General features: G+C 60.5%; 29 protein-coding genes and 1 riboswitch. Of the genes, 7 read left to right on the top strand and 22 right to left on the bottom strand.

Annotation, left to right across the window (positions count from 1 at the left end; genetic code table 11):
- Nucleotides 1-23: 23 nt before the first annotated feature.
- The 5 genes from C4J90_RS24820 to ahcY all read right to left on the bottom strand — a co-directional run bounded on the left by C4J90_RS24820 (nt 24) and on the right by ahcY (nt 6576).
- On the bottom strand, nt 24-1904 hold the full coding sequence (locus C4J90_RS24820; protein ID WP_124372137.1) for a DEAD/DEAH box helicase: 1881 nt from the start codon (nt 1902-1904) through the stop codon (nt 24-26).
- A 222-nt stretch (nt 1905-2126) separates the two neighbouring features.
- Nucleotides 2127-2930, bottom strand: a complete 804-nt coding sequence (locus C4J90_RS24815) for an ABC transporter substrate-binding protein (RefSeq protein ID WP_124421026.1) — start codon at nt 2928-2930, stop codon at nt 2127-2129.
- A gap of 63 nt (nt 2931-2993) precedes the next feature.
- Nucleotides 2994-4076 (bottom strand): hypothetical protein, encoded by a 1083-nt coding sequence (locus C4J90_RS24810; protein ID WP_124364770.1) that lies wholly within the window; start codon nt 4074-4076, stop codon nt 2994-2996.
- Between the two features lie 77 nt (nt 4077-4153).
- Nucleotides 4154-4999, bottom strand: a complete 846-nt coding sequence (gene metF, locus C4J90_RS24805; RefSeq protein ID WP_124364769.1) for a methylenetetrahydrofolate reductase [NAD(P)H] — start codon at nt 4997-4999, stop codon at nt 4154-4156.
- Nucleotides 5000-5166: 167 nt separating this feature from the next.
- On the bottom strand, nt 5167-6576 hold the full coding sequence (ahcY, locus tag C4J90_RS24800) for an adenosylhomocysteinase (RefSeq protein ID WP_124364768.1): 1410 nt from the start codon (nt 6574-6576) through the stop codon (nt 5167-5169).
- 21 nt (nt 6577-6597) lie between these two features.
- Nucleotides 6598-6704: riboswitch (S-adenosyl-L-homocysteine riboswitch) on the bottom strand.
- Between the two features lie 186 nt (nt 6705-6890).
- Here ahcY and C4J90_RS24795 point away from each other — a divergent pair.
- On the top strand, nt 6891-7295 hold the full coding sequence (locus C4J90_RS24795; RefSeq protein ID WP_124364767.1) for an acyl-CoA thioesterase: 405 nt from the start codon (nt 6891-6893) through the stop codon (nt 7293-7295).
- A gap of 144 nt (nt 7296-7439) precedes the next feature.
- Nucleotides 7440-8330 (top strand): formate/nitrite transporter family protein, encoded by an 891-nt coding sequence (locus C4J90_RS24790; RefSeq protein WP_124364766.1) that lies wholly within the window; start codon nt 7440-7442, stop codon nt 8328-8330.
- Nucleotides 8331-8348: 18 nt separating this feature from the next.
- Here C4J90_RS24790 and C4J90_RS24785 read toward each other — a convergent pair whose 3' ends face one another.
- Together C4J90_RS24785 and C4J90_RS24780 are read right to left on the bottom strand one after the other, a co-directional pair.
- A complete protein-coding gene (locus tag C4J90_RS24785) occupies nt 8349-9674 on the bottom strand; it encodes a cation:dicarboxylate symporter family transporter (RefSeq protein ID WP_256658893.1) in 1326 nt (441 codons plus the stop codon).
- A 34-nt stretch (nt 9675-9708) separates the two neighbouring features.
- Complete coding sequence (locus tag C4J90_RS24780) at nt 9709-10122, bottom strand: VOC family protein (protein WP_124415791.1); 414 nt, start codon at nt 10120-10122, stop codon at nt 9709-9711.
- 91 nt (nt 10123-10213) lie between these two features.
- Between C4J90_RS24780 and C4J90_RS24775 the strand changes: the two genes are divergently transcribed.
- On the top strand, nt 10214-11095 hold the full coding sequence (locus C4J90_RS24775) for a LysR family transcriptional regulator (protein ID WP_124372133.1): 882 nt from the start codon (nt 10214-10216) through the stop codon (nt 11093-11095).
- A gap of 20 nt (nt 11096-11115) precedes the next feature.
- Here the strand turns inward: C4J90_RS24775 and C4J90_RS24770 are convergent, their stop codons facing one another.
- Complete coding sequence (locus C4J90_RS24770) at nt 11116-12351, bottom strand: sodium:proton antiporter (protein ID WP_124415789.1); 1236 nt, start codon at nt 12349-12351, stop codon at nt 11116-11118.
- 188 nt (nt 12352-12539) lie between these two features.
- Between C4J90_RS24770 and C4J90_RS24765 the strand changes: the two genes are divergently transcribed.
- Nucleotides 12540-12926, top strand: coding sequence for an MAPEG family protein (locus tag C4J90_RS24765; protein WP_124364762.1), 387 nt, complete (start codon nt 12540-12542; stop codon nt 12924-12926).
- Nucleotides 12927-12985: 59 nt separating this feature from the next.
- Here the strand turns inward: C4J90_RS24765 and C4J90_RS24760 are convergent, their stop codons facing one another.
- From C4J90_RS24760 to ubiE, 9 genes are read right to left on the bottom strand one after another with little or no spacing between them, the layout of a single operon-like run.
- A complete protein-coding gene (locus tag C4J90_RS24760) occupies nt 12986-13693 on the bottom strand; it encodes a 16S rRNA (uracil(1498)-N(3))-methyltransferase (RefSeq protein ID WP_124364761.1) in 708 nt (235 codons plus the stop codon).
- Nucleotides 13690-14481: a twin-arginine translocase subunit TatC gene (gene tatC, locus C4J90_RS24755; protein WP_124368653.1), complete on the bottom strand. Its 792-nt coding sequence runs from the start codon at nt 14479-14481 to the stop codon at nt 13690-13692. Before tatC ends, C4J90_RS24760 begins: the two co-directional genes overlap by 4 nt.
- Nucleotides 14478-14864 carry a Sec-independent protein translocase protein TatB gene (gene tatB, locus C4J90_RS24750; RefSeq protein WP_124421025.1) on the bottom strand — a complete coding sequence of 129 codons (387 nt, stop codon included), beginning with the start codon at nt 14862-14864 and terminating at the stop codon, nt 14478-14480. The genes tatC and tatB overlap by 4 nt, the downstream gene beginning before the upstream one ends.
- Nucleotides 14865-14874: 10 nt before the next feature.
- A complete protein-coding gene (locus tag C4J90_RS24745) occupies nt 14875-15153 on the bottom strand; it encodes a twin-arginine translocase TatA/TatE family subunit (RefSeq protein ID WP_124364758.1) in 279 nt (92 codons plus the stop codon).
- Between the two features lie 25 nt (nt 15154-15178).
- Complete coding sequence (locus tag C4J90_RS24740; protein WP_124364757.1) at nt 15179-15511, bottom strand: phosphoribosyl-ATP diphosphatase; 333 nt, start codon at nt 15509-15511, stop codon at nt 15179-15181.
- Nucleotides 15512-15513: 2 nt separating this feature from the next.
- Nucleotides 15514-15906, bottom strand: coding sequence for a phosphoribosyl-AMP cyclohydrolase (gene hisI, locus C4J90_RS24735; RefSeq protein WP_124405515.1), 393 nt, complete (start codon nt 15904-15906; stop codon nt 15514-15516).
- 41 nt (nt 15907-15947) lie between these two features.
- Nucleotides 15948-17552: a ubiquinone biosynthesis regulatory protein kinase UbiB gene (gene ubiB, locus C4J90_RS24730; protein WP_124364756.1), complete on the bottom strand. Its 1605-nt coding sequence runs from the start codon at nt 17550-17552 to the stop codon at nt 15948-15950.
- Nucleotides 17549-18172, bottom strand: coding sequence for an SCP2 domain-containing protein (locus tag C4J90_RS24725; protein WP_124415788.1), 624 nt, complete (start codon nt 18170-18172; stop codon nt 17549-17551). Before C4J90_RS24725 ends, ubiB begins: the two co-directional genes overlap by 4 nt.
- The gene (gene ubiE, locus C4J90_RS24720; protein ID WP_003171186.1) at nt 18172-18942 is read right to left on the bottom strand and encodes a bifunctional demethylmenaquinone methyltransferase/2-methoxy-6-polyprenyl-1,4-benzoquinol methylase UbiE; all 771 of its coding nucleotides are present in this window, start codon (nt 18940-18942) and stop codon (nt 18172-18174) included. Before ubiE ends, C4J90_RS24725 begins: the two co-directional genes overlap by 1 nt.
- Before the next feature lie 144 nt (nt 18943-19086).
- On the opposite strand from ubiE, the gene C4J90_RS24715 reads away from it, so the two are divergent.
- From C4J90_RS24715 to C4J90_RS24705, 3 genes are all read left to right on the top strand, one after another.
- Nucleotides 19087-19362 (top strand): polyhydroxyalkanoic acid system family protein, encoded by a 276-nt coding sequence (locus tag C4J90_RS24715; protein ID WP_124364754.1) that lies wholly within the window; start codon nt 19087-19089, stop codon nt 19360-19362.
- A 105-nt stretch (nt 19363-19467) separates the two neighbouring features.
- Nucleotides 19468-19890 (top strand): phasin family protein, encoded by a 423-nt coding sequence (locus C4J90_RS24710; protein WP_124364753.1) that lies wholly within the window; start codon nt 19468-19470, stop codon nt 19888-19890.
- A 12-nt stretch (nt 19891-19902) separates the two neighbouring features.
- Nucleotides 19903-20781, top strand: a complete 879-nt coding sequence (locus C4J90_RS24705; protein WP_124421024.1) for a phasin family protein — start codon at nt 19903-19905, stop codon at nt 20779-20781.
- Nucleotides 20782-20972: 191 nt separating this feature from the next.
- On the opposite strand, the gene C4J90_RS24700 is transcribed toward C4J90_RS24705, so the two are convergent.
- From C4J90_RS24700 to C4J90_RS24680, 5 genes are all read right to left on the bottom strand, one after another.
- Nucleotides 20973-21593 (bottom strand): TetR/AcrR family transcriptional regulator, encoded by a 621-nt coding sequence (locus tag C4J90_RS24700; protein WP_124368648.1) that lies wholly within the window; start codon nt 21591-21593, stop codon nt 20973-20975.
- A gap of 28 nt (nt 21594-21621) precedes the next feature.
- Nucleotides 21622-23304, bottom strand: coding sequence for a class II poly(R)-hydroxyalkanoic acid synthase (gene phaC, locus C4J90_RS24695; RefSeq protein WP_124421023.1), 1683 nt, complete (start codon nt 23302-23304; stop codon nt 21622-21624).
- 89 nt (nt 23305-23393) lie between these two features.
- Entirely contained in the window at nt 23394-24239 is an 846-nt protein-coding gene (gene phaZ / locus C4J90_RS24690; RefSeq protein WP_124368646.1) for a poly(3-hydroxyalkanoate) depolymerase, read from the bottom strand.
- A gap of 149 nt (nt 24240-24388) precedes the next feature.
- On the bottom strand, nt 24389-26068 hold the full coding sequence (gene phaC, locus C4J90_RS24685) for a class II poly(R)-hydroxyalkanoic acid synthase (protein WP_124421022.1): 1680 nt from the start codon (nt 26066-26068) through the stop codon (nt 24389-24391).
- A gap of 248 nt (nt 26069-26316) precedes the next feature.
- A complete protein-coding gene (locus C4J90_RS24680; RefSeq protein ID WP_124368644.1) occupies nt 26317-26694 on the bottom strand; it encodes a gamma-butyrobetaine hydroxylase-like domain-containing protein in 378 nt (125 codons plus the stop codon).
- Nucleotides 26695-26755 lie beyond the last annotated feature (61 nt).

Here is a 26755-nt window from a genome sequence, read left to right as displayed (position 1 = left end):
CATTTTTTATGGCGCCTTGGAACTCAGCGGTTGCGGGTCAGCAGCGCTGGCTTTTCACCACGAGGACGGCCAGGCAGTTGATCCAACTGCTCGGGTGTCGGGAAGCGATCCGCTTTCGACTCCTTGTGGATAATCTTCGGCGCCGGGCCACCGCGCGGGTTTTGCACGGCTGGCTCGGACAGCGGCTGGTCGTCACGAGCCGGGCGGCGGTTGTTGCTGCGCGAGTCTTCGCGGCGCGCCTGGCCATCACGCGGTGCGCCGTTGCGCGGGCCGCTGCGTTTGGCCGGCGGGGTGCCGGTGGTGCCGCCGCTGCTGTTGCGCGGGCCGTTCTGGCGCGCGCCCTGTGGCTGGCCGCCACGTGGAGCGGCTGCGCCTGCGCCTTGTGCCGGGGCACCTGGGCGACGGCCACGGCCTTGCGCCGGCTTGGCTTGTGGCACGTAGTCAACGCGGTTACCGAAGTTATCCACATCGTCGTCGAGGAATTCGTCCGGGGCACGGTCGGATGCGGCGCGTGGAGGCTGGCTCGGCTGGCGCTGTTCGCGGGCCGGGGTGCCTTCACGGGGCTTCTGCTCGCGGGCCGGGCGTTCGCCACGGCTGCTGGTCGCGGTTTTTTCCTTGCCTTTGTCCTTGCCCTTGTCGCGACGGCCACCACCACCGCCACCGCCGTTCGGGCCATCGCCCTTCGGACCGCGTGGGTTGCGCGGGTTGCGCACGTCCGGACGCTCGCGCGCTTCAGGCTTTTCGGCCTCCACGGCACTGGAGTCGAAGCCCATCAGGTCGCCGTCGGCGATTTTCTGCTTGGTCATGCGCTCGATGCTTTTGAGCAGCTTTTCTTCGTCCGGTGCGACCAGGGAAATGGCCTCGCCCGAACGACCGGCACGGCCGGTACGGCCGATACGGTGCACGTAGTCTTCGTCGACGTTCGGCAGCTCGAAGTTGACCACATGCGGCAACTGGTCGATATCCAGGCCGCGCGCGGCGATATCGGTGGCGACCAGGATGCGCACACTGCCGGCCTTGAAGTCGGCCAGGGCTTTGGTGCGCGCGTTCTGGCTCTTGTTACCGTGGATGGCGACGGCGGTGAGGCCGTGCTTGTCCAGGTACTCGGCCAGGCGGTTGGCGCCGTGCTTGGTGCGGGTAAACACCAGCACCTGTTCCCAGGCACCGTGGGTAATCAGGTGCGCGAGCAGCGAACGCTTGTGGCTGGCGGCCAGGCGGAACACGCGTTGCTCAATACGCTCGACCGTGGTGTTGGGCGGCGTGACTTCGATGCGTTCCGGGTTGTGCAGCAACTTGCCGGCCAGGGCGGTAATGTCCTGGGAGAAAGTTGCCGAGAACAGCAGGTTCTGACGTTTGGCCGGCAGGCGGGCGAGGACCTTCTTCACGTCATGGACAAAGCCCATGTCTAGCATGCGGTCGGCTTCGTCCAGCACGAGGATTTCCACATGGGACAAGTCGACGCTGCCTTGGCCACACAGGTCGAGCAAGCGACCCGGGCAGGCCACCAGCACGTCAACACCACGGGACATGGCCTGAACCTGGGGGTTCATGCCGACGCCGCCGAAAATGCAGGCGCTGACGAACTTCAGGTCGCGGGCATACAGCTTGAAGCTGTCGTGCACCTGGGCGGCGAGTTCGCGGGTAGGGGTCAGGACCAGTACGCGCGGTTGGCGCGGGCCGTGACGCTGGGATTTGTCCGGGTGACCGTTGGGGAACAACCGCTCCAGAATCGGGAGGGCGAAACCACCGGTTTTACCGGTACCTGTCTGCGCCGCAACCATCAGGTCGCGACCTTGCAACACGGCGGGAATGGCCCGCTGTTGCACCGGAGTAGGCTCGGTATAGCCCGCTGCCTCGATGGCGCGGACTAAAGCCTCGGAGAGACCGAGGGAAGCAAAGGACATGAGTAATCCTGTTTTAGTTAGGGCTTGGCCCAGAGGGATAATCTTGCCGGGCGTGAATGGCGCTTAGGGGAGCGTAATCCCGTCCGGTCCTGCTGCGTCTGGCGGGCACTCCACCGGCTCGCGCGGGCTGCAAAGCTGCGCTGTAGCGGGGTTGGGTGCCTTTTTCAAGACCTCAGCGGCCGGGCGTAAGCCTGGCGGAAAGGCCGGAGTATAACAGAGCAATCACTGCGCGCTGCTTTCCTGCTGCTCAACGGTGTATTCGGACGCGCTGATGGGCGCCGTTTGCGCCTGGATACCGCCATATTTGGCGCTCAAGGCGGCGTAGGCCGGCTCTTGCTTGAAGCGCCTGAGCTCAGCGGCAAAGCGCTGGACCAGCAAATCCATGCCCGCGCCACGGCGTACGGCAAGAAACTGCTGCTGGCGGCTGACCACCAGCGGCGCCTGGCTGACCTTGTCTTCCAGGCCCAATTGCTTGATCACGTGCTGCCCCACGCGACGGTCAGTGACCACCATATCGATGCGTCCCAGCATCAGCTTGCCGAAGTTGGCCTCATGGCTGGGAGCGGGTTCACGGGCAAAGCTGTCGGACGCGCCGAAGGCGTCGCCATACAGGTAACCGGGAGAGATGCCCACGCTCAGGCCGCGCAGATCGTCGAGGGTTTCGGCGGGGTGCGGACGCTCATTGGCGTAGAACAGCACGAATTCGACCGTCGACAAGGGTTCGCTGGGGTAGAGCAGCAAGGCGTCGCGCTCGTGGCTGTGGAAAATATCCAGCGCGCCGTCGGCGTGGCCTTGGTCAAGCATCGCCAGGCAACGTTTCCAGGGCAGGAACTGCCATTGCACATCCACGCCGAGGCGCTGGAACACGATCACCGTGGTTTCGTAGTCCAGGCCACGCATGCTGCCGTTGTCGTCGTAGACGTAGGGCACCCATGGTTCGGTGACAATGCGCAGTTTCTCGCCATAAGCGGCCAGGCTCAGGCAAGTGAAAAGCGTAGCGATCAACAACTTGAAAATGACGGGCATTCCCTGAGGTTACGACGCTACCGAGATAAAGAGAAGCTCTGGCACGCGCGTTGGCGCCGGGTCTCAGTTTACTGGCGCGTCCATCAGGTGAGCGTGGATCGCGGCACGCCGCTCGCCGAGGATCAGGCGCACCACCGGGTTGGCGAACCAGCGTTCGAGCTGGTGCGCGTCAATCGGGCGTTGCTGGCGCTCTTCCTGGTTCTGTCGGGCCTTGTCCCACCAAACGGGGCCGCAGGCCTGGTCGAATTCGTTTTCGTGTTCATAGCAACCGTAGAGGATTTCACGGATGAACTGCTGCTGGTGCTTGGGCAGCAACAGGGTAATCAGTTTGTACAGCGTGCGCTGCAAACGCGGCGGGCGCGGCAAGTGGGCGGACACCTGGCGCGTGTCGGCCAGGGCCAGTGCACTGGTGGGCGCGGCGGCGTGCTTGGCGATCCAGGCCTTGACCTTGGCCCGGAACAGCTGCTTGCGGCTCCAGTAATGGTGGATCAGGTCCGGGCACTCGCGCACGTTGACGGTGCGGTAGGCGGCGATGGACAGGCAGAACTCTTCCAGTGTGTAGGCACCCTGGGCATGGGGAAACAGTTCGTCCATCAACTCGATCGAACGGTCGAGGATGTGCGCGTCCTGCTGGGTCAGGCCCATCACGCCGGAGTTGAGGGTCATCATGTCATCGTCGGCCACGCCCATCTCCAACAGGCGCTGGCGCAGGGCGGTGTAGAGGATGCTTTCGTGGTTATCGCCGTACTTGGTGTAGAAGGCGTTACACAGCAAGGTGCCCGGCTGCACACGCTCGAACAGCGTCAGGGGGGAACGGTGGAAAAACGTGTCGGTGTCGATCAGCAACGCTACCGGCGACTCTTGCAACACCTGGCGCAGCACAACGTGCTTGGTGCGAAAGTGATAACCGTGGGGTTCACTCCAGCGCTTGCGGGTCGCCTCGTCCAGCGGGCGTACACGCACCGGCAGCAGGCGATAGGGTTCGGGGTTGTCGCTGAAGACCTGGATGTCCACGGCTGCATCAGGGGTGTCCTGCAGGAAAGCCAATGCGCTGGCGATGCTGAATACCGCTTCCTGGTGGTAGGTTTCGGCGCCGAAGACGAGGTAGACCAGCTGCGGACGGGAAGAGGAAGACACTGTATTCATGGACTGCGGGGTTCCGTGTGTATGTGAAGCACAAAGGCCCTCGTTTGAACGAGGGCCTTGGCACAACCGGGCAAGCCTTAGCGTGGCAGCTTGAGGTTGTTCCAGATGGCAAGGCTGGGTTCAGCCTGGTTCAGGGTATAGAAGTGCAACCCTGGCGCACCACCTTGCAACAATTGCTCACACATCTCGGTGATGACCTGCTCGCCGAACGCCTGGATGCTTTTGACGTCGTCGCCATAGGCTTCCAGTTGCTTGCGCACCCAGCGCGGGATTTCGGCACCGCAGGCGTCGGAGAAGCGCGCCAGCTTGCTGTAGTTGGTGATTGGCATGATGCCCGGCACGATCGGGATGTTCACACCCATGGCGCGTACACGCTCGACGAAGTAGAAGTAGCTGTCGGCGTTGAAGAAGTACTGGGTGATCGCGCTATTGGCGCCGGCGTTGGCCTTGCGTACGAAGTTCTTGAGATCGTCTTCGAAATTGCGCGCCTGGGGGTGCATCTCCGGATAAGCGGCCACTTCGATGTGAAAGTGATCGCCGCTTTCTTCGCGGATGAAGCTCACCAGGTCATTGGCGTAGCGCAGCTCACCGCTGGCCATGCCCATGCCGGAGGGCAGGTCGCCACGCAGGGCGACGATGCGCTTGATGCCGGCGGCTTTGTATTGGGTCAGCAGGCCGCGCAGGTCGGCTTTGCTATCGCCCACGCACGACAAGTGCGGAGCGGCAGGAACTTTGACTTCACTTTCGAGCTGCAGCACGGTGTTGATCGTGCGATCACGGGTCGAACCGCCGGCGCCGTAGGTGCAGGAAAAGAAGTCGGGCTGGTAGCTGGCCAACTGCTTGGCAGTGGTCATCAGTTTTTCATGCCCAGCATCGGTCTTGGTCGGGAAGAACTCGAAGCTGTAGCGACGGTCTTGGGACATGGGGAGGTCTCCAGCTGCGAGTTGCAAGCTTCAAGCTGCAAGAGGGCGGTGCGCCTGTTCTTGCAGCATGAAGCTCACAGCTCGCGGCTGCTTAAAGAGCAATGAAGTAGCAAACCCTCAGCACAAACGCTTTTCCTTGGCGCTTGTAGCTGAAAGCTTGCAGCTGCTTAGTACCGATAAGCGTGCGGCTTGAACGGACCTTCAACGGTCACGCCGATGTAGTCGGCCTGGGTCTTGGTCAGTTGGGTCACCACGCCGCCGAAGCCGCGGACCATTTCCAGGGCCACTTCTTCGTCGAGTTTCTTCGGCAGTACTTCCACGGTCAGGCGCTCGGCTTTCTGGGCAGGCGACAGGTCGGCGTATTTCTGTTGGAACAGGAAGATCTGCGCCAGTACCTGGTTGGCGAACGAGCCGTCCATGATGCGGCTTGGGTGGCCGGTCGCGTTACCCAGGTTCACCAGACGGCCTTCGGCCAGCAGGATCAGGTAATCGTCGTTCTGCGGGTCGAAATCGCCCGAGCCGGTACGGTGAACCTTGTGCACCTGTGGCTTTACTTCTTCCCATGCCCAGTTCTTGCGCATGAAAGCGGTGTCGATCTCGTTATCGAAGTGGCCGATGTTGCAGACCACTGCGCGTTTCTTCAGCGCCTTGAGCATGTTCGCGTCGCAGACATTCACGTTACCGGTGGTGGTCACGATCAGGTCGATCTTGCCCAGCAGCGCCTTGTCGATGCTCGCTTCGGTGCCGTCGTTGATGCCGTCGATGAACGGCGAAACCACTTCGAAACCGTCCATGCAGGCTTGCATGGCGCAGATCGGGTCAACTTCGGAGACCTTGACGATCATGCCTTCCTGGCGCAGGGACTGGGACGAACCCTTGCCCACGTCACCGTAGCCGATCACCAGGGCTTGCTTGCCCGACAGCAGGTGGTCGGTGCCGCGCTTGATGGCGTCGTTGAGGCTATGACGGCAGCCGTATTTGTTGTCGTTCTTGCTCTTGGTCACCGAGTCGTTGACGTTGATGGCCGGGATTTTCAGCTCGCCCTTGGCCAGCATGTCCAACAGGCGGTGTACGCCGGTGGTGGTTTCTTCGGTCACGCCGTGGACGCGGTCGAGGATCTGCGGGTATTTCTTGTGCAGCAGCTCGGTCAGGTCGCCGCCGTCGTCGAGGATCATGTTGGCATCCCAAGGCGCGCCGTCCTTGAGGATGGTTTGCTCCAGGCACCACTCGTACTCGGCCTCGGTTTCGCCTTTCCAGGCGAACACCGGGATACCGGCGGCGGCGATAGCGGCAGCGGCCTGGTCTTGAGTCGAGAAAATATTGCAGGACGACCAACGCACTTCGGCACCCAGGGCAACCAGGGTTTCGATCAGCACGGCAGTCTGGATGGTCATGTGGATGCAGCCGAGGATCTTCGCACCCTTGAGCGGCTGCTCAGCGGCGTACTTGCGACGCAGGCCCATCAAGGCTGGCATTTCGGATTCGGCGATAAAGGTTTCGCGACGGCCCCAGGCGGCGAGGGACATGTCGGCGACTTTGTAGTCGTTGAATTCTGCAGGCGTAATTACAGCGCTCATGAAGAGCCTCCATTCGTAGTGTGCGAATGGGCGCCGTTGTGCGTTTAGTATCGAGCCAGGTGAGCCAGGCCAGACAACGCCCCATCCGAGCCTGACAGGCCAAGCCTGCTGCAGCGCCCCTCGGACAGGTGGCGGGAGAACGGGAGTAGCCGTTCGAAATCGGGGGCGATTATAGCTTTCTTTGGTTGGCTAGTGGCAAGTGACAAGCTACAAGCGGCAAGTAAAAGCGAATCGGCTTTTAACTTGCAGCTTGTCGCTTAAAACTTGAAGCTAGGGGGAAATTTATCGCTCAAACACCTCGGAGTCCGCCCCCCATGAACTTCCACACCCGCAAATGGGTAAAACCCGAAGACCTCAACCCCAACGGCACCCTGTTCGGCGGCAGCCTGCTGCGCTGGATCGACGAAGAAGCGGCGATCTACGCGATCGTGCAATTGGGTAACCAGCGCGTGGTGACCAAGTACATCTCCGAAATCAACTTCGTCAGCGCCTCGCGCCAGGGTGACATCATCGAACTGGGCATCACCGCAACCGAGTTCGGCCGCACCTCCATCACCCTGACCTGTGAAGTGCGTAACAAAATCACCCGCAAGAGCATCCTGACCGTAGAGAAAATGGTCTTCGTCAACCTCGGTGAAGACGGCCTGCCAGCGCCTCACGGCCGCACCGAAATCAAATACGTGAAGGATCAGTTCGAGGGCGACGGTCTTTCCGAGTAACAGCGTGGCGGTGTAAATACTGTCTTCAAGAATCCGATGGAGTTGGATCAAGGCCTGGAGGATTGCGCTTTAGTTGCCTGGTCACTGAACAGCCACGGTGGCGGCGTGTCGTAGCTACACGCCCCCCTTGGACACCGGAACATCATGGCCACCGACGAAGCAGGCAAAACCCCCAACCTGTCCCACGAAGAGCAGCAGGACGTAGACAAGAACCAGCCGCCCCGCGCGGCGGTGCTGCATGAAATCATCCGTACTCAGGGCGACCAGGAGCTGGAGCGCAACGTCGCGGCGTTGTGGTGGTCTGCCTTGGCTGCCGGGTTGACCATGGGGCTGTCGCTGATGGCCATGGGCTTGCTCAATTCGCGCTTGCCGGACGGCGAAGCGTTCAAGGTCATCGCCAGCTTTGGTTATTGCGCGGGGTTCCTAGCGGTGATCCTCGCGCGCCAGCAACTGTTTACCGAAAACACCCTCACTGCCGTGTTGCCGGTGATGAGCAAACCGACCCTGGCCAATGCCGGGCGCCTGTTGCGGCTCTGGACGGTGGTGCTGGTGGGCAACCTGTGCGGGACCTTGCTGGTGGCTTATGTGATGTTGCACCTGCCGATCTTCGATGCAAAAACCGACCTGGCCTTCCTCGAAATCGGGCGCAAGGTCATGGAGAATGACAGCGGCCAGATGTTCGCCAAGGGCATCGTCTCCGGCTGGATGATCGCCACCATGGTGTGGATGATCCCGTCGATGGAAAGCGCCAAGATGTTCATCATTATTGTGATCACCTACCTCATGGCGCTGGGGGACTTTACCCACATCGTAGTGGGTTCGGCGGAAGTGTCCTACCTGGTGTTTGCCGGCGAACTGTCCTGGCATGACTTCTGGCTGATATTTGCCGGCCCGACCCTGGCCGGCAATATCATCGGTGGCAGCTTCATCTTTGCGCTGATCAGCCATGCGCAGATTCGTAGCGAAGGCAAGGTGCTTTCCGGGACTCACGTCGGCGCAGCGGAGCAGCGTCCTCAAAGCAAGGAAAAGCAATGATGCAGCCCCGCACAAGGCTCAAATGCGAGCTTTGCGGGGCGTTCCGGGAACCTTCAGGCCTTGGACCGGTACGTCGGCGAGATTGGCCGCAGGCGTGCTGTCAGGTGCCTTCAATTGGCCTTCCCACCGAGCAATTACCAGCGGCGCCAACGCGTTGCCCAGCACATTCAATGCCGTGACTGGCATATCCATCAGGCGATAAACGCCTGCAATGATCGCCACGCCCTCTACGGGGAGCCCCGCTGCAGTCAACGTCGCGGTAAGGATGATAAACATGAAGCCTGGCACGCCCGCTGCGCCCTTCGACGTCAACACCATGATCAATATCAGCATCCCCTGATCGGCCAGGCTCAAGTCGATGCCATACGCTTGGGCGATGAACAACGTGCCCAGTGCAGCGAACAGCGATGCGCCATCCAGGTTGAACGAGTAGCCCAACGGGATAACCATGCTGGTAATAGGGCGTGGCGCGCCGTAGCGCTCCATCTTCTCGATCAATTGAGGCATCACCGTCGCTGAGGCGGCACTGCTATAGGCCAGCAGCAATTCACTGCGTATTTCTCGCACCAAATGGAAAAAACCGACACCCACCAATCGAGCGACTGCACCCAATATGCACAGGGCAAATAACAGCACTGCGACATAAGTCGTGCCGATCAGCTTGGCCAACGGCAGCAGGGCACTGAGGCCAAAGCTGGCGACGGTGACCGCTATCAGCCCGAAAATGCCTATCGGCGAGTAGTGCATTACCAGATGGGTGACTTTGAACATGGTGTCTGAGATGCCCTGCATCACACTGATCAGCGGAGCCTTGCGCTGCTCAGGCAACATAGACAAGGCGCAGCCGAACAGGATGGCGAAAAACAGCACCGACAGTAGCTTGCCCTGCGACATGGCCAACACGATGTTATCCGGCACGATCGCCAATAGCGTCTGGCCCAGGTTCTGCGTTGTGCTGTTGGCAGCCAGCCCTGTTACGGGTGTTGGCAAAGTGCTGCCGAATTCTGCGCCCGAGCCGGGCGCGACGACATTACCCACAATCAGGCCGAAGACGATTGCAATACTGGTGATCGTGAAGAAATAAACGAGGGTCTTCACGCCGACACGTCCCAAGGCGGCGGGATTTCCCATGCCGGCAATGCCGACCGTCATGCAAGCGAAGACCAGAGGCACGACGATCATCTTCATCAGCTTGATAAACAGGTCGCCTGCCGGTTGCAGCAGGTTGTCAATGAACCAGGACTTATGTTCGGGAAACTGGTTAAGAAGGATACCGACGATTATTCCGGCTGCCAGGCCGATCATAATCCGGGTGACGAGGCTGGTTGGTTTTTTTGTGTTCATGCAGGTGACCCTTATTGTTGTAGTTGTCAGGGGTTTATTGAGCGAACAGTCCAGCGAAGTCCTTGAAGCCTTTCACTTCGATGGGATTGCCGCTGGGGTCGAGAAAAAACATCGTGCGCTGTTCGCCCGGCTCGCCGGCGAAACGAACCACCGGCGGGATCTCGAAGGGCGTGCTCATTTGAGTGAGACGCTCGGCCAGCGCCAGCCACTCCTCCAGCGGTAACACCACACCGAGGTGCGGCATCAGCACATGATGGTCCCCCACCAGGCCGGTACGCGTCGTGGGGAAGGGCGTGCCCAGGTGCAGTGAAAGCTGGTTGCCGAAAAAGTCGAAGTCGATCCAGGTCTCGCTGCTGCGGCCTTCTGCGCAGCCCAAAACATCTCGATAAAAAATGCGCGCCTTGTTTAAGTCATAAACATGGTATGCAGCGTGGAAGGGTCTGTTCATGAGCGGAATCTCTGTAGGGGGATCCTCAAATTAAACAGGCCGCGCATCCGGGTAAAACGGGTTCGCGTTGGTCTGAGCGAAAGGAAAATTTATGGATATTCGATTCCTGAGAAGCCTGGTCGCGGTCATTGAAACCGGCTCCATTGCTGCGGCGGCGCGACGCGAAAACCGTACCGCAGCGGCGATCAGCCAACGGGTCAAGGCGCTTGAGCGGACGCTGGGGTGCACGCTGCTTATGCGCACGGCGCATGCCGCGTGGCCGTCGGACCAGTGCCTGCTGTTGTTACCAAAAATTCAGGCAGTCATCGAGCAGGCGCGCGAGTTGCAGGAGGACCTGAGTCAGGATGGCTTATCGGGAGAGATCAAGATCGGCGCGATTTCAACGGCATTGACCGGCGTCTTGCCAAGAACGATCGAGCGACTGGCACTTTCAGCACCGGAGCTGAAGCTGAAGATCACACCGGGTGACTCCAGAAGCCTCTATGAGAGATTGCTTGCCCGCGAGTTGGACGCGGCGATTCTTGTCAGACCGCCGTTTGAGCCGCCCAAGGCGTTAGCGACCACCTTGCTGCGGGCCGAACCCCTGATTCTGATTGCTCCCGCTGAGTGTGACGCGCAGACCTTCGAAGCATTGCTGCGCGAGCGGCCATTCATTCGCTATGACGCCCGTTCGTGGGGTGGGCAGATTGCCCAGCGTTTTCTGGATGAACAGTCCTTTGCTCCGCAGGTATTGTGTGAGCTGGATGCCTTGGAAACCATCGTCATGCTGGTCGCCCAAGGCATGGGTGTATCACTGGTACCGCAGTGGTCGGGGATGTCGAGCCGTGGCCTATGTGTCTTGCCGGTCGACGACGCGTCGCGCTATTCGCGGGATCTGGTTGTCATGCACAGCTCGATGCCGCGCCGCCCACTGGCGATGCGGCACCTGCTTGAACATCTGTGCAGAGCGCCCGTAGGCAAACTTGTGGTGTAGAAATGTAAATGCTCAGGGGCTCACTGCGACTCGGCTACGCGCTTTACGACCCGGCCAATGGTCAAGCCTTGCAACAAGATCGACGACAGCACCACGATATAGGTGATGCTCAGCAACAAGTCGCGTTCCGGGCCCAGCGGCAATGCCAGGGCCAGTGCTACCGAGACGCCACCGCGCAAACCGCCCCAGGTCAGGATGCGGATGGTGCCGCGCGGTACCGTACGCCAGCGGCGCAGCAGGAGGATCGCCGGGGCCACGGTCAGCAGGCGTGACAGCAGGATCGCCACAGCGAGCAAACTGGCCGCCAATACGTGCAGCCAGTTGAACGGCAACAGCAGCAGCTCCATGCCAATCAGTGCAAACAGCAGGGCGTTGAGCATGTCGTCGAGCAATTCCCAGAAACCGTCCAGATAGCGCCGGGTCATGTCGTTCATCGCCAGCTTGCGGCCCAGGTTGCCGATGATCAGCCCTGCCACCACCATCGCAATCGGTGCCGAGACGTGCAACTCAGTGGCCATCGCCGAGCCGCCGATCACCAGTGCCAGGGTCAGCATGACTTCAATCTGGTGCTGCTCGATGCTCTTGATCATCAGGTACACGAGGTAACCGATCAGCCCACCGAACACCACACCGCCAAGTGCCTCATGGGCGAACAGCATGGCCGTGGCGCCGACGGTCGGTGTTTCACCGAGCTGCGCGATGCCCAGCAGGACGGTGAACACCACCACTGCGGTGCCGTCGTTGAACAGCGATTCCCCGACGATCGTGGTTTTCAGCGGTTTCGAAGCGTTGGCGGTACGCAGCACGCCCAGTACCGCAATCGGGTCGGTCGGCGAGATCAGCGCGCCGAACAGCAGGCAATACAGGAAACTCACGTGCCAGCCGAACAGGGCGAAGATGTAGTACGCCAGGCTGCCGATCACCAGGGTAGCGATCAATACGCCAAAGGTCGCCAACAGGCCGATGGGCCAGCGGTAGCTGCGCAGGTCGCTCAAGTTGACGTGCAACGCGCCGGCGAACAGCAGGAACGAGAGCATCCAGTTCATCAGCAAATCGCCGAAGTCAATCTGGCCGATCAGTTGCTGGATGCGTTCTTCCAGGCCGGGGTAGCCGATGAAACTGAGGCCTTGCAGGATCAGCGAAAACAGCAGCGCAGTGACCATTACGCCGATGGTCGGCGGCAGGCCGATAAAACGAAAGTTCACATAGGTGAGCAGGGTGGTGAGGCAAATGAAGGCGGCGACAAGTTCAAGCATCCGGGGTCCTTGGGACGGGGAAATGTAGGTGCACAGCGTGCGTCGGGACGTTGTTTAGTATAAACAGGTGCCCTTACAGGAAAGAACCTTTCGGCCGATCATGGCTCATAGCTTGAACGTCGGCGCCGATCGGCCTGTGAGTGATGACGCTCTGACTGCCTTGATAAAACCAAAAAAGGGAATGACTGATGACAGTGGCTTTCTGGTGTGTGTTGATCGCAATCTTTCTGCCGTACCTGTGTACCGGTGTGGCCAAGTTCAGCGGCGGCAAGTTCGGGCCGCGGCATAACCACGACCCGCGCGCGTTCCTGGACACGGTCGAAGGCGTTGCCAAGCGTGCTCACAATGCGCAACTCAACAGCTTTGAAGTCACCCCGGCCTTTGCGGCGGCGGTGATCATCGCCCACCTGGCCGGCACGGCCGAGCTGGTGACCATCAATGTGCTGGCGGTGCTGTTCATCACCAGCCGCCTGCTGTACATCATTTGCTACCTGGCGGACTGGGCGCTGTTGCGTTCGCTGGTGTGGGCCGTGGGGATGGCGTTGATCGCGAGTTTCTTCTTTGTCTCGATCTGACGGTTAACGCACATACCTTGTGGGCGCTGGCTTGACTGCGCTGTGCATAGGTTATTGGGTTAGAACAACCGGGCAAGCAAGGCAGTCACGGCGGTTTCCACCCGCAGGATACGTGCGCCAAGCTGCACCGGTTGCAGGCCGGCCTTGGTCAGCAGCTCGACTTCATAGGGAATCCAGCCGCCTTCCGGCCCAATCGCCAGGGTCACCGGTTCCTCCAGGCCTCGTGGGCAGGGCGGGTAGTCGCCGGGGTGGCCGATCAGGCCAAGCGTGCCCTCAGCCATGGCCGGCAGGCGATCTTCAACGAACGGCTTGAAGCGTTTCTCGATAATGATCTCGGGCAGTACCGTGTCCCGCGCCTGTTCCAGGCCCAGGATCAGTTGCTCGCGGACCGCCTGCGGCTCAAGGAACGGCGTTTGCCAAAAGCTTTTTTCCACCCGGTAACTGTTGACCAGCACCACCTTTGGCACGCCCATGGCCGCAACGGTTTGCAGCACCCGGCGCAGCATCTTCGGGCGTGGCAGCGCCAGCAGCAGGGTCAGCGGCAGTTTGCTCGGCGGCGGTTGGTCGAAGCTGACCTGCAGCTCGGCCTCGCTGTCTTGCAGGCGCAGCAACTGCGCATTGCCCATCGCCCCGCCAATACGCCCGACCCGCAGGTTGTCACCCACCTCGGCGCGATGCACTTGCTGCATATGCACCAAGCGCCGATCACGCAGGATCACCCGGTCGGCCGCAATAAAATCGGCCTCTTCGAGTAGCAGCAGGTTCACGGCTGGGTCGCTGGCGGCTGGTCGTCGTCGGCGGCCTGATCATCCGGGTGTTCGCCACGCTTGCTGATCAAGCCGCTGAACAGGATGCCGATCTCGAACAACATCCACATAGGCACGGCCAGCAGGGTCTGGGAGAAGATGTCTGGCGGGGTAAGGATCATGCCGACCACGAAGCAGCCGATGATCACGTACGGGCGGATCTTCTTCAGGTACGCCACGTTGACCACACCGATCCACACCAGCAACACCACCGCCACCGGAATTTCGAAGGCCACGCCAAAGGCGAAGAACAGCGTCATCACGAAGTCGAGGTAGCTGGTGATGTCGGTCATCATCTCCACGCCGGCCGGGGTGGCGGCGGCGAAGAATTTGAAGATCAGCGGAAACACCAGGAAGTAGGCGAACGCCATGCCGGTGTAGAACAGCAGGATGCTCGACACCAGCAACGGCACGGCGATGCGCTTCTCATGCTTGTACAGCCCCGGCGCGATGAAGCCCCAGATCTGATGCAGGATCACCGGGATCGCCAGGAACAGCGAGACCATCATGGTCAGCTTCAACGGCGTCAGGAACGGCGACGACACGTCGGTGGCGATCATCGTCGCGCCAGCTGGCAAATACTGGCGCAGTGGCGTGGAAACGAAGGTATAGATCTGCTGGGTAAAGGCGAACAGCCCGGCAAAAATGATGAAGATGGCCGCTACGCAACGCAGCAGGCGGGTACGCAGCTCGGTGAGGTGCGAGACCAGCGGCATGTGCTGGTCGTTTTCCGGTTTATCAGCGCTCATGGGGCTCGCGGCGGCAATGTAGGGTCATGGGGCGCGGACGACGCAACGGGCGTCGGCGCAGGCTCTGTCGGGGTGGTTGCGGCTGCTGGCGCGATGCTGTTTTCAACCACAGGTTCCGCAGGTTTGGCGGGTTCCTGCACCGGCGACAGAATCTTGCGCGTTTCCTGCTCCAACGACAGGATATGTTCGTTGTGCAGCTGCCGGCGGATCTCGTCGGCACCGATTTCCCGTTCAACTTCCTGTTTGATCGCGTTGAAACTACGTTTCAGGCGCCCGATCCACAGGCCGGCTGTGCGTGCTGCACCGGGCAGGCGTTCCGGCCCGAGTACCAGCAGGGCGACGAGGCCGACGAGCAGCAGTTCAGAGAAGCTGATACCAAACATTAGTCAGTGCTCACGAGTCTTTGCGGGTCGGCTCTTCGACTTTTTCAGCCTGCACGTCGAAGGTACGACGCTCGGTGATCGGCTGGGCGGCCTGAGGGTGCACCGGTTGGGCTGGCGGAACCGGATTCACCACCGGGTCGGCAGGTTTTTCGTCATCGTTCATGGCCTTGCGAAAGCCCTTGATCGACTCACCCACGTCGGTGCCGAGGTTTTTCAGTTTCTTGGTGCCGAACACCAGGACCACTACCACCAGAATGACGATCCAGTGTTTCCAGTCGAAAATACCCATGCTGCAAATCCTCGATAAAAGTTATTCAGGCGGACGGGCGCGAGGCCTTCTCGGCGTGCCCGGACAGGCCGAAGCGACGGTCCAGTTCATCCAGCACGGCCTGTGGATGCTGCCCCAGCTGGGCGAGCATGACCAGGCTATGGAACCACAAGTCGGCGGTCTCATAGATGACATCGCTGCAATCGCCGCTGATCTGCGCATCCTTGGCGGCAATAATCGTCTCGACGGATTCTTCGCCGAGCTTTTCCAGGATCTTGTTCAGACCCTTGTGATACAGGCTGGCGACGTAGGAGCTGTCGGCATCCGCGCCTTTGCGCTCTTCCAGCACCTGGGCCACACGGTTCAGGGTATCGCTCATGTTCAATGTCCTGCCGAATAGATGGCGTGCGGGTCTTTGAGTACCGGTTCCACCACCTTCCATTCGCCGTTCTCGAACACGCGATAGAAGCAACTGTGACGGCCGGTATGGCAGGCGATGCCGCCGACCTGTTCGACCTTGAGGATCACCACGTCGGCATCGCAGTCCAGGCGCAACTCATGCAGTGTTTGCACATGCCCGGACTCTTCGCCCTTGCGCCACAGTTTGCCACGCGAACGTGACCAGTAGATGGCGCGCTGCTCAGCGGCGGTGAGGCTCAGGGCCTCGCGGTTCATCCAGGCCATCATCAGCACGCGCCCGGTCTTGTAGTCCTGGGCAATGGCCGGCACCAGGCCGTCACTGTCCCACTTGATCTCGTCCAGCCAGTCTTTCATGTTCGGCTCCGGCAATTTGCGACAGTGTATAACCGGATGGGTTATCGACGCACGATCAGATAAACGCCCACGGCCACCATGATACCGGCCGGCCACTGGCCCAGTTGATTCAACGGCCCGCCAATCGCCAGCATGACCCCACCCACCAGATGCGCGGCACCGAGCAGGCGCAGGAACCAGTCGTCCTTGCGCTTGCGCCATGGCGGCTCGGGATCCTTGGCGTGCGGCTGGGACATGCGCTCCAGCAAATCGCGGGTCATGTTGGCCAGGTGCGGCAGCTGTTCCATCTGGCTGTGCAGGTTGCCCAGCATGGTTTTCGGGCTCATCCGCTCACGCATCCAGCGTTCCAGGAACGGCTGCGCGGTGTTCCACAGGTCGAGGTCCGGGTACAGCTGGCGGCCCAGCCCTTCGATGTTGAGCAAGGTTTTCTGCAGCAGCACCAACTGCGGCTGCACTTCCATATTGAAGCGCCGCGCGGTCTGGAACAGACGCATCAGCACCTGACCGAAGGAAATATCTTTTAACGGTTTTTCAAAGATCGGCTCGCACACGGTGCGGATCGCTGCTTCGAATTCGTTGAGCTTGGTTTCCGCCGGCACCCAGCCCGAGTCGATGTGCAACTGCGCTACGCGGCGGTAGTCACGCTTGAAAAAGGCGAACAGGTTGCGCGCCAGGTAGTCCTGGTCTTCCGGCGTGAGACTGCCGACGATGCCGCAGTCGATCGCTATGTATTGCGGGCTCCACGGGTTGACGGTGCTGACGAAGATATTGCCGGGGTGCATGTCGGCGTGGAAGAAACTGTCGCGGAACACCTGGGTGAAGAAAATCTCCACGCCGCGTTCGGCCAGCATCTTCATGTCGGTACGCTGGTCGGCCAGGGTTGCGAGGTCGGTGACCTGCACACCGTAGATGCGCTCCATCACCAGCACTTTGGGGCGGCACCAGTCCCAATACACTTGCGGCACATACAGCAGTTGCGAGCCTTCGAAATTGCGGCGCAGTTGGCTGGCGTTGGCGGCCTCGCGCAGCAGGTCGAGCTCGTCGTAGATGGTTTTTTCGTAATCGGCCACCACATCCACCGGATGCAGCAGGCGCGCATCGGCGGAAAAACGTTCGGCGGCGCGGGCGAGAATGAACAACCACGCCAGGTCCTGGCCGATGATCGGCTTGAGGCCCGGGCGGATCACCTTCACCACGACTTCTTCGCCGCTCTTGAGCTGCGCGGCATGCACCTGCGCGACCGAGGCTGATGCCAGCGGCTCGACATCGAAGCGGCTGAACACCTCGGTGATCTTCTTGCCCAACTGCTCTTCGATCAGCTTCATCGACACCTGCGAATCGAACGGCGGCACGCGGTCTTGCAGCAGCATCAGTTCATCGGCGATGTCTTCGGGCAGCAGGTCGCGGCGCGTCGATAGGATCTGCCCGAACTTGATGAAGATCGGCCCCAGGTCCTGCAATGCCAGGCGCAGGCAGGCCCCTCGGCTCAGCTCCAGCTTTTTACGCGGCAACCAGCGCCACGGCAGCACATAGCGCACCGCCAGCAGGAACCATGGCAGGGGCAGGGCGAACAGCAGGTCATCGAGGCGGTAGCGGATTACGACGCGCTGGATACGAAACAAACGGCGGACGGCGAGCAGCTTCATGCGTTATCGCTTGGATCAAGGGAACGGCTCAGGCGCTCGAAGCGGGCCTCGAGGCGTTCCAGGTCGATTTTGGCCTTGTCGAGCTCACGAAAGCGCGCTTGCGCTTCCCGTTGCCCGACCAGGGTGCGCGATTCTTCGCTCAGGTATTCGGTGAGGTTCTGGTTGAGGCTGGCGAACCCTTGCTGGTACCAGCGCGAACGGCTGCGCAGGTGACCGCTGACCAACTGGGTGGCGACGGGGCCGATCCAGCGTGACAGTTCGTATTCCCAGTCCAGCTCCAGGTCTTGCAGCACGGCGGCCAGGTCCATCAGCACCGCGCTGTCGCCTTCCAGCGCCACTTCGGGGCTGTGCAGGATAGCGGTCTTGTTGCGGCTCAGCGCCAGGTGCAACAGGCTGGAGGCTGGCGCACGCAGGGTGCAGTCGGCCTCGGCGGCCCATTGCGTTGCGAGCAGCAGGCCTTCATCGCTGGGAAGGATAAACAGCTGCAAGGCGGGGCTGCGGCAATCGACGGCGATGACTTTGCCGGTCAGGTGCGCAAGCCGCGCCAGTGCGGTGCTGTCCAGGCGCAAAACACGGTTAAGGCCGTGTTCGACGCTTGCCAGAAGGCCTGCGAGCAACATCAGGGCTTGATGCCGCGGTGCAGGGCGACGATGCCCGAGGTCATGTTGTGGTAGGTCACGCGGTCGAAACCTGCCTCCACCATCATCGACTTCAGGGTTTCCTGGTCGGGGTGCATGCGGATCGATTCGGCCAGGTAGCGGTAGCTCTCGGCGTCATTGGTGATCAGCTTGCCCATCAACGGCATGAAGGCGAACGAGTAGGTGTCGTACACCTTGGACATCAGCGCGTTGGTCGGCTTGGAGAACTCCAGCACCAACAGGCGGCCACCCGGCTTGAGCACGCGCAGCATCGAGCGGATCGCGTCTTCCTTGTGGGTGACGTTGCGCAGGCCGAAGGCGATGGTCACGCAATCGAAGTGGTTGTCGGGAAACGGCAGCTTTTCGGCGTCGGCCTGGACGAACTCGATATTGCCGGCCACGCCCTTGTCGAGCAGGCGGTCACGGCCAACCTTGAGCATCGAGCCGTTGATATCGGCCAATACCACCTGGCCGGTCGGCCCCACGAGCTTGGAAAACTTGGCCGCCAGGTCACCCGTGCCCCCGGCGATGTCCAGCACGCGATTGCCGGTGCGTACGCCCGACAGTTCGATGGTGAAACGCTTCCACAGGCGGTGCATGCCGCCGGAGAGCACGTCGTTCATCAAGTCGTACTTGGCGGCTACGGAGTGGAACACCTCAGCGACTTTTTCCGCTTTCTGGCTTTCCGGAACGTTCTTGAAGCCGAAGTGAGTGGTGGGTTCGGCATCGCTGCCTTTGCGCTGATCAGTCATATCGCTGTCACCAAAAGAGAATGCGGGACATGATAATCCCCAGGGCCTGCTTTGTCTTGGCAAGGCTGAAGGTAAGATAGGTGCTTATCGAGACCTTTTGCCGCATCGAAGGTTTCCAGGCACTTATAGAGAGGAGTCATTGCAATGGCCCGTATAACCGTTGAGCGTGAGCATACCCTGGGTAAAGAAGGCGCCCGGGCCAAGGCCGACCTGCTGGCGCAGAAACTCAAGGATAAATATGGCCTGGAGTCGTCATGGTCTGGCGATACCTTGAACCTCAAGCGGTCAGGCGTTAAAGGCACCGTTCTGGTCGCCGATGATTCATTGCGTATCGAGGTGGAACTGGGGCTGTTGATGTCGGCCATGAGCGGTACCCTCAAATCCGAAATCGAAAAAGCCGTGGATAAGGCATTGGCCTGATGTGATGACGCTTAGGGTGCCGATTCTAATTTTTCACCTTACTTTGTGCCCAAGCCCTCAACTCCTGCGGGCGGTTCCTCCACCCAATTTTGCGTGAGGTGCACCATGGCCAAAGTTATTTTGAAGAAAAAAATCGACAGTCAGACCACTGTCCTGAGTGAGGTCAAAGGCTATGCCCGCAAGATCTGGCTAGCGGGTCTTGGTGCCTACGCCAAGGTCGGCAGCGAGGGTGGCGAATACTTCAAAGAGCTCGTTAAGAGCGGTCAACATATTGAAAGTAAAAGCAAAAAAGTTGTGGTTGAACAACTTGATGCTGCCAACAGTCAGATTGACCAAGTAACGAGTAACGTCTCCAGCATCAGCCGCCGGGTTGAAGTGCAACTGGATAAAGTTGAAAAAGCTTTTGACACACGTGTTGCAAGTGCCTTGAATCGAATCGGCATTGCGTCTAAACATGACGTGGAGACACTCTCTGCTAAGCTCGAAGAGCTGACGGCATTGCTCGAACGTGTCGCGCGTAAACACTAAGGAGACATCGGGATGGCTGTTAAAAAAACTACTCAGAAAGAAAGCAGCTCGTGGGTCGGGGAAGTTGAAAAATATTCCCGAAAGATCTGGCTTGCTGGTTTAGGCGTGTACTCGAAGGTTAGCAGTGACGGTGGCAAATACTTCGAGACGCTGGTCAAGGACGGTGAGAAGGCCGAGAAGTTGACCAAGAGCACCGTTGGTAAAAAAGTTGATGCGGCCAAGGCCAGCGCAGGTTCTGCCAAGTCGAGCATTTCCGACACTTGGAGCAAGTTGGAAGAAACCTTCGACAAGCGTCTCAACAGTGCTATTTCGCGACTGGGCGTGCCGAGCAAGGCTGAACTGAAAACGCTGCACAGCAAGGTCGACACTCTGACCAAGCAAATCGAAAAACTCACCGGCGCGAAAGCGACTCCCGTGAAGGCAGCTGCTGCAAACCCTGTGGCCAAGCCTGCGGCTAAAACCGCTGCGGCCAAACCCGCTGCGAAAGCCGCGGCCAAGCCCTTGGTTAAAGCTGCCGCCAAACCTGCGGCGAAAGCTCCAGCCAAAGCGGCTGCAAAATCGGCCGCCAAGCCTGCGGCGAAAACTGCAGCTGCCAAGCCGGTCGCCAAGCCAGCCGCAAAACCCGTAGCCGCCAAAGCTGCCGCTAAACCTGCAGCCAAGGCCGTCGCGAAACCTGCCGCTAAGCCTGCAACTGCAAAACCCGCAGCCAAATCTGCCGCTGCCAAGCCTGCGGCAAAACCCGTTGCGAAGAAGCCAGCGGTAGCGAAAAAACCAGCGGCAGCCAAGCCTGCTGCGGCAACCGCTTCCACAGCCAACTCAGTGTCCGCACCGACCCCTGCTGCTGTGGCCCCGACTGCTACGTCGACGCCGACGCCATCCAGTCAGTCCTGAGTTTTTCCAGGACACAAAAAATGCCCGGCCTGCAGAGGTCGGGCATTTTTTATGGCGCCGCATTTTAAAGATCATTCCCACGCTCCCGCGTGGGAATGCGGCCGTGACGCTCTGCGTCACCTGTGCGCGCGGTTGGCGGACGCGGAGCGTCCCAAGAGGCATTCCCACGCAGAGCGTGGGAACGATCGTGTTCAGTCGGTGTTATCCAGGTATTTGAGCGCAAACCGCTCGGTCGCCTGCCGCGCCGTCGGCAGCAGATGCGGGGCCACCAGCATCATGATCTGGTAAATCACCACCTGCACCTCGCCATCACGGTCGAGAATCCGTTGGTAATCCAGGGAAAACAGCAAGGTCAGGGTGATCTGCTCCACCAGTTGCCCCAGCGCCTGGGTGTTGCTGACCAGTTGGCCGGCTGCTTTCAATCGCGCCAGTAAAGAAGCCAGGGTGCGCTTGAGCGCCGTGAGCAGGCTACGAATGCCTTTCGCCAGTTTCGGCAAACGCCCGGCCAGGTTCGACAGGTCCTGGAACAGGAACCGGTAGTGGGCCATGCGCTCCACGATCAGGTGCAGGAACAGCCAGTAATCCTCGGGCTCAAGTTGTGCGTCGGCGGGCGGATCGAGCAAGGGCGCCAGCTCAGCCTGAAAGCGCTCGAACAACCCAAGCACCAAAGGCTCTTTGCCGTGGAAGTGGTAATAGAGATTGCCGGGGCTGATCCCCATTTCATTGGCCACTTCCATGGTCGACACGTTCGGCTCGCCCTTGCGATTGAACAGCAGCAGGGCACATTCAAGGATGCGGTCGCGGGTCTTCATCCAGCCTTCTTAAGTGGGATCGTTGAGCTCAGCGCACGCGCACGTAGGTGCCTGGCGCCGCTTCCATCGGTAGGTAATTCTCATTGCCCAGGACGGTGAGGGTTTCGCGTTGCACGCCCGAACGTTGCTGGACCCACGCCAACCACTGCGGCCACCAACTGCCTTCGACGTGATGAGCGTCGTAGTACCAGGCGCGCGGGTCGCTGCTCAGCTTGGGGTTCTCGACGTAATTGGCCTTGGGGTTGCCGGGCGGGTTAAGGATGCTCTGGATATGCCCGCTGTTGGACAGCACGAAACGCCGCTCACCGCCCAGCAGTTGGGTGGAGCGATACACGGCGTCCCATGGCGTGATGTGATCGTTGATGCCGGCCACGCTGAAGCTGTCTACCGTGACCTTGCGCAGGTCGACGGGGGTTCCGCACACCTCCAGGCCCCCGGGATGGCTCAGCGGGTTGTGCTTGAAGAAATCCAGCAGGTCGCCATGCAACGCGGCGGGCAGGCGCGTGTTGTCGTTGTTCCAGTACAGGATGTCGAAGGCCGGCGGTTCCTTGCCCAGCAGGTAGTTGTTGACCCAGTAGTTCCAGATCAGGTCATTGGGGCGCATCCAGGCGAACACCTTGGCCATGTCGCGGCCGTCCAGCACGCCTTTCTGGTAGGAGCGACGCTTGGCGGCTTCAAGGGTTTGCTCATCGGCGAACAACACGGCCGGGCTGTCGATCTGGCTGTCCAGCAAGCTCACCAGGTAACTGGCGCTGGCGACGCGCCGCAGCTGGCGCTTGGCTTGCAGGTGGCCTTGCAGAGCCGCAATGGTCAGGCCACCCGCGCAGGCGCCCATCAGGTTGACCTCGCGCGCGCCGGTGATCGCGCGGCAGACGTTGAGCGCTTCCTCCAGCGCGGCAACGTAGGTGGACAGGCCCCACTCGCGATGGCGCACATCCGGGTTACGCCAACTGACCATGAAGGTCTGCAGGCCGTTTTTCAGGGCGTATTGCACGAAGCTGTTGGCCGGGCTGAGGTCGAAGATGTAGTACTTGTTGATTTGCGGCGGCACCACCAGCAAGGGCTTGGCGTATTGTTTTTCGCTCATGGGCTTGTACTGGATCAGCTCCAGCAGTTCGTTGCGAAACACCACTGAACCCGGGGTGGTGGCGACAGTCTTGCCCACTTCGAAGGCATGCTTGCTGACCTGGCGCGGCAGGCCGTTGTTGTGCAGCAGGTCTTCGAACAAGTGACTCACGCCGCGCACCACACTGTTGCCGCCGGAATTGAGCAGTTCCTTGATCGCCAGCGGGTTGAGCAAGGTGTTGGACGGGGAGACAGCATCGTTGAGCAGGGTGAAGGCGAACTGTGCGCGAACGCGGTCATCCGCGCTGAGGGCGCTGTCATCGATCCAGTTGCGCGTCTGCTTTTGCCAGCTCAAGTAGGCCTGCAGGCTGCGCCGGTACAGGGGGTTGAGCTTCCAGGTGGGGTCGCTGAAGCGGTTGTCGTTGGGGTTGGGTTCATGCACCGTTTCACCCAGCAACACGCGGCCCAGTTGGCTGCCCAGGGCCAGAGCGTGGCGTGCGGTGTGCATCGGGTTGCGCATGCCATGTGCCGCGACGGTGCGCAGGGTCGACAGCAGATCCTGGCCGCGCAGCCCAGTGATCGCGTTTTGCGCGTTGACGAACGCAGCAGGGGTGGGCGCCGGGTTCGTCACGGGCCTTTCTCGCATGAGCCAACACTCCTTCGTCAAGCCATCAAGAGGCACGCCAATTCAGAACCATAGTCGGTTCCTGGCAAGTTGCGCGGTGGTGCGATCCTTCACACCGCCGGGCGCGGATGTATCACGGCGCGCAGGCGCTCCTCCTCGAGAAACTTCATGATGATCGGCGCCACGGCTTCCGCCCGGGTGATCAGGAATAAATGGCCGTCATCGATGATGTGCAGCTGTGCATTGGGGATGCGCCAGGCGAGCAGGCGCATGTTGATCAGCGGGATCAGCGGGTCGTCGTCCCCGGCCAATACCAGGGTGGGCTGACGGATCTTGTGCAACCAGTGAATGCTGGTCCAGCCCAGCCCCGCGAACAGTTGCCAGTAGTAGCCCAGCTTACCGGCCGAGCGCACTTTGCTGGCATGTTCGGCGGCCAGCTTGGCGTCGCGGCGAAACGAGCCGCCATAAATCATCGGCGCAATACGCACCACGTGGGACGGCTGGATATAACGCCTGGGGCTGGCCATCAGCCACAACACTTTCGGCTTGCCCGGCACCATCACCGCACCCGCCGCCGTGGCCGCCAAGATCAGTTTTTTGCACCGTTCCGGGTAGTCATAGGCGAACTGCTGCGCCAGCGCTCCGCCCCACGACACGCCCACCGCGTTCACCTGGCCATAGTCCAGGTAATCGAGCATGCGCGCCGTCAGCTTGGCCAAGCCGGGGAAGCGATAGGGCCGGTTGGGCGTGGAGGAACCGCCCACGCCCGGCACGTCGAAGGCGATCACCTCCAGGTCCGGGTCCAGGGCCTGCACGAACGGAAACACCAACTCCAGATTGGCGCCGATGCCGTTGAAGATCAGCAGCGGCGTCAAATGCGGCTTGCCCGGTCGTACCGCCGTGCGGATGGCTTGGCCATCCAGGTCGATAGTGCGGAAGATGAACGGTTGCGGCATGCTCAAGCCCTGTGAAGTATTACAGGAGAAATGGGGTCAAAATGTGGGAGGGGGCTTGCTCCCGATGGCGGTGTGTCAGTCAGCACACCTGACACTGATCCATCTCTATCGGGAGCAAGCCCCCTCCCACATTTGGATCTCATTCCAATCTACCGCTCATGTACATAGGTGCCTGGCGCCGCTTCGGCGGCAGCATAGGTCTTACTGCCTAATGTCGTAGGCGCTTTTTTCAACTTACCCGCCCGCTCCGCCTGCCACACCTGCCAGTGCAGCCACCACGAATCCGTATGCTTGGTCGCGTTTTCCTGCCACTCCAGCGCAGTGCCCGCCAGCCCCTCGCTGGTCTGGTAGCGCGACTTGGGGTTGCCCGGCGGGTTGAGGATGCTCTGGATATGCCCGCTGCTGGACAGCACGAACTCCACCTTGCCGCCAAACAATTGCGCCGACTTGTAGCAGGACTGCCAGGGTGTGATGTGGTCGTTGGTGCCGGCCAGTGAATAGATATCGGCCGTGACTTGCTTGAGGTCGATGGGCGTACCGCACACTTCCAGGGCGTTGGCGCGCACCAGCGGGTTGTTCTTGAACAGCTCGATCAGGTCGCCATGGAAGGCGGCCGGCAGGCGCGTGGTGTCATTGTTCCAGAACAGAATATCGAACACCGGCGGCTCGTTGCCGAGCAGGTAATTGTTGACCCAGTAATTCCAGATCAAGTCGTTGGGCCGCATCCACGCGAATACCTTGGCCATGTCGCGGCCTTCGAGCACGCCGGCCTGATAGGAATGGCGCTTTGCCGCTTCCAGCGTCTGTTCATCGACGAACAGCGCCACCTGGGTGTCCAGCGTGGTGTCCAGCACACTCACCAGCAGGGTCAGGGCGTTGACCTTCTTCTCGCCCAGCGCCGCGTAGTGGCCCAGCAGCGCGGTGCAGGTGATACCGCCGGAGCAGGCGCCCAGCATGTTCACGTCCTTGCTGCCGGTAATCGCCCTGATCACATCCACTGCTTCCTTGAGCGCCTCGATGTAAGTCGACAGGCCCCATTCGCGCTGTGCCTTGGTGGGGTTGCGCCAACTGACGATAAAGGTCTGCTGCCCATTGCGCAGGCAGAAACGCGCCAGGCTCTTCTCCGGGCTCAGGTCGAATACATAGAATTTGTTGATCTGCGGCGGCACCACCAGCAGCGGGCGCTCGTGCACCTGCTCGGTGATCGGCTTGTACTGGATCAGCTCCAGCACATCATTGCGAAACACCACGGCGCCGTCGGTGATGCCCAGGGTCTTGCCCACTTCGAAGGCGCCCATGTTGACCTGGCTCGGCATGCCGCCGTTGTGCACCATGTCCTTTGCCAGGTGGGACAGGCCGTCGAGCAGGCTTTTGCCACCGGTTTCAAAGAAGCGTTTGACCGCCGCCGGGTTGGCTGCGCTGTTGGTGGGGGCCATGGCTTCGGTCATCAGGTTGATCACGAAGTGGCCACGGCTGATGTCCTGTTCCGACAGATTGCTGTCGCCGATCCAGTCGTGCAGTTCCTTGCGCCACGCCAGGTAAGTCTGCAGGTAGCGCTTGTAGAGCGGGTTCTGGCTCCAGGCCGGGTCGTGGAAGCGGCGGTCGTCGCTTTCCGGCACCAGCGCCGATTTGCCGAACATCACGTTCTTGAGCTCCACCCCAAAATGGGCGACGTGTTTGACGCTGTGTAACGGTTGCTTGATGGCTTGGGTCAGCACCATCCTCGCCGAGGCCAATAGATCCTTTTTGCGTAACGCGATGATCGGGTTCAACCCCAGGGTGTTTTCCGAGGCCTGGCGTTTCAAGTCATCGTTATTCTTGTTACTCATCTACGACGCTCCATTGTCCGAAAGACGAGTACCGGCGATTGCTGCGCACCCATTTCGATACACGACACCAGCCTGGTACTGCGACTCGGGTGACCGTTGATACCGCATCGTCAAATGCAGGGAACTTGCCAGTTCCATTGGTTACCCGAGTTTAATTTTTTTCGCAAGCGGGCCAATCGTTGGCCACCAGACAGGGCATTCAAGCAGATGAAATTAGAAAATGCCCTCTAAAGAGCAAGAAGCCTGGGCTAGAGCATCAGGCGCACGACCGACTGACTCGGGTCGCGGGTTTTTCCGGCAGCTTTCAGTTCGGCCAGGTAATCCGCCCACAGCGCGTCCTGACGCACGGCCAGTTGATACAGGTAGTCCCAGGTGAACAGCCCGCTGTCATGGCCGTCGTCGAAGGTCAATTTCAGTGCGTACTGGCCGGCCGGTTCCAGCTTGATCAACTTAACGTTGAGCTTGCCGAATTGCAGGATGGGTTTGCCGTGGCCCTGGACCTCGGCGGAGGGTGAGTGCACGCGCAGGAATTCGGCGGGCAACTGGTAAACCTCGTCGGGGCCGTAGGTGAGGCCGAGGGTATTGGAGGTTTTGTGCAGGTTTACAGCAGTAGGAAACTTGGCCATATGAGGTACTCCTGAATAAACCAGCTTAACAATGTGGGAGGGGGCTTGCTCCCGATAGCGG

The organism is Pseudomonas sp. R2-60-08W (genome assembly GCF_003852335.1).
In the GTDB taxonomy this organism is placed as follows: Bacteria; Pseudomonadota; Gammaproteobacteria; order Pseudomonadales; family Pseudomonadaceae; genus Aquipseudomonas.
This window is presented reverse-complemented; position numbering and strand designations above follow the sequence as displayed.

Excerpts from the sequence above, each read along its gene's own strand:
- tatC (WP_124368653.1), bottom strand. The coding sequence starts at position 14,481 with ATGAGCGCTGATAAACCGGAAAACGACCAGCACATGCCGCTGGTCTCG.
- C4J90_RS24680 (WP_124368644.1), bottom strand. The coding sequence starts at position 26,694 with ATGGCCAAGTTTCCTACTGCTGTAAACCTGCACAAAACCTCCAATACC.
- C4J90_RS24740 (WP_124364757.1), bottom strand. The coding sequence starts at position 15,511 with ATGAGCGATACCCTGAACCGTGTGGCCCAGGTGCTGGAAGAGCGCAAA.
- ubiE (WP_003171186.1), bottom strand. The coding sequence starts at position 18,942 with ATGACTGATCAGCGCAAAGGCAGCGATGCCGAACCCACCACTCACTTC.
- C4J90_RS24770 (WP_124415789.1), bottom strand. The coding sequence starts at position 12,351 with ATGCTTGAACTTGTCGCCGCCTTCATTTGCCTCACCACCCTGCTCACC.
- C4J90_RS24765 (WP_124364762.1), top strand. The coding sequence starts at position 12,540 with ATGACAGTGGCTTTCTGGTGTGTGTTGATCGCAATCTTTCTGCCGTAC.
- C4J90_RS24780 (WP_124415791.1), bottom strand. The coding sequence starts at position 10,122 with ATGAACAGACCCTTCCACGCTGCATACCATGTTTATGACTTAAACAAG.
- C4J90_RS24700 (WP_124368648.1), bottom strand. The coding sequence starts at position 21,593 with ATGAAGACCCGCGACCGCATCCTTGAATGTGCCCTGCTGCTGTTCAAT.
- phaZ (WP_124368646.1), bottom strand. The coding sequence starts at position 24,239 with ATGCCGCAACCGTTCATCTTCCGCACTATCGACCTGGATGGCCAAGCC.
- C4J90_RS24725 (WP_124415788.1), bottom strand. The coding sequence starts at position 18,172 with ATGTTGCTCGCAGGCCTTCTGGCAAGCGTCGAACACGGCCTTAACCGT.
- C4J90_RS24785 (WP_256658893.1), bottom strand. The coding sequence starts at position 9,674 with ATGAACACAAAAAAACCAACCAGCCTCGTCACCCGGATTATGATCGGC.
- C4J90_RS24815 (WP_124421026.1), bottom strand. The coding sequence starts at position 2,930 with ATGCCCGTCATTTTCAAGTTGTTGATCGCTACGCTTTTCACTTGCCTG.
- ubiB (WP_124364756.1), bottom strand. The coding sequence starts at position 17,552 with ATGAAGCTGCTCGCCGTCCGCCGTTTGTTTCGTATCCAGCGCGTCGTA.
- phaC (WP_124421022.1), bottom strand. The coding sequence starts at position 26,068 with ATGAGTAACAAGAATAACGATGACTTGAAACGCCAGGCCTCGGAAAAC.
- C4J90_RS24710 (WP_124364753.1), top strand. The coding sequence starts at position 19,468 with ATGGCCAAAGTTATTTTGAAGAAAAAAATCGACAGTCAGACCACTGTC.
- C4J90_RS24745 (WP_124364758.1), bottom strand. The coding sequence starts at position 15,153 with ATGGGTATTTTCGACTGGAAACACTGGATCGTCATTCTGGTGGTAGTG.
- C4J90_RS24810 (WP_124364770.1), bottom strand. The coding sequence starts at position 4,076 with ATGAATACAGTGTCTTCCTCTTCCCGTCCGCAGCTGGTCTACCTCGTC.
- C4J90_RS24715 (WP_124364754.1), top strand. The coding sequence starts at position 19,087 with ATGGCCCGTATAACCGTTGAGCGTGAGCATACCCTGGGTAAAGAAGGC.
- C4J90_RS24775 (WP_124372133.1), top strand. The coding sequence starts at position 10,214 with ATGGATATTCGATTCCTGAGAAGCCTGGTCGCGGTCATTGAAACCGGC.
- tatB (WP_124421025.1), bottom strand. The coding sequence starts at position 14,864 with ATGTTTGGTATCAGCTTCTCTGAACTGCTGCTCGTCGGCCTCGTCGCC.
- C4J90_RS24820 (WP_124372137.1), bottom strand. The coding sequence starts at position 1,904 with ATGTCCTTTGCTTCCCTCGGTCTCTCCGAGGCTTTAGTCCGCGCCATC.
- metF (WP_124364769.1), bottom strand. The coding sequence starts at position 4,999 with ATGTCCCAAGACCGTCGCTACAGCTTCGAGTTCTTCCCGACCAAGACC.
- C4J90_RS24790 (WP_124364766.1), top strand. The coding sequence starts at position 7,440 with ATGGCCACCGACGAAGCAGGCAAAACCCCCAACCTGTCCCACGAAGAG.
- hisI (WP_124405515.1), bottom strand. The coding sequence starts at position 15,906 with ATGAAAGACTGGCTGGACGAGATCAAGTGGGACAGTGACGGCCTGGTG.
- ahcY (WP_124364768.1), bottom strand. The coding sequence starts at position 6,576 with ATGAGCGCTGTAATTACGCCTGCAGAATTCAACGACTACAAAGTCGCC.
- C4J90_RS24795 (WP_124364767.1), top strand. The coding sequence starts at position 6,891 with ATGAACTTCCACACCCGCAAATGGGTAAAACCCGAAGACCTCAACCCC.
- C4J90_RS24705 (WP_124421024.1), top strand. The coding sequence starts at position 19,903 with ATGGCTGTTAAAAAAACTACTCAGAAAGAAAGCAGCTCGTGGGTCGGG.
- phaC (WP_124421023.1), bottom strand. The coding sequence starts at position 23,304 with ATGCGAGAAAGGCCCGTGACGAACCCGGCGCCCACCCCTGCTGCGTTC.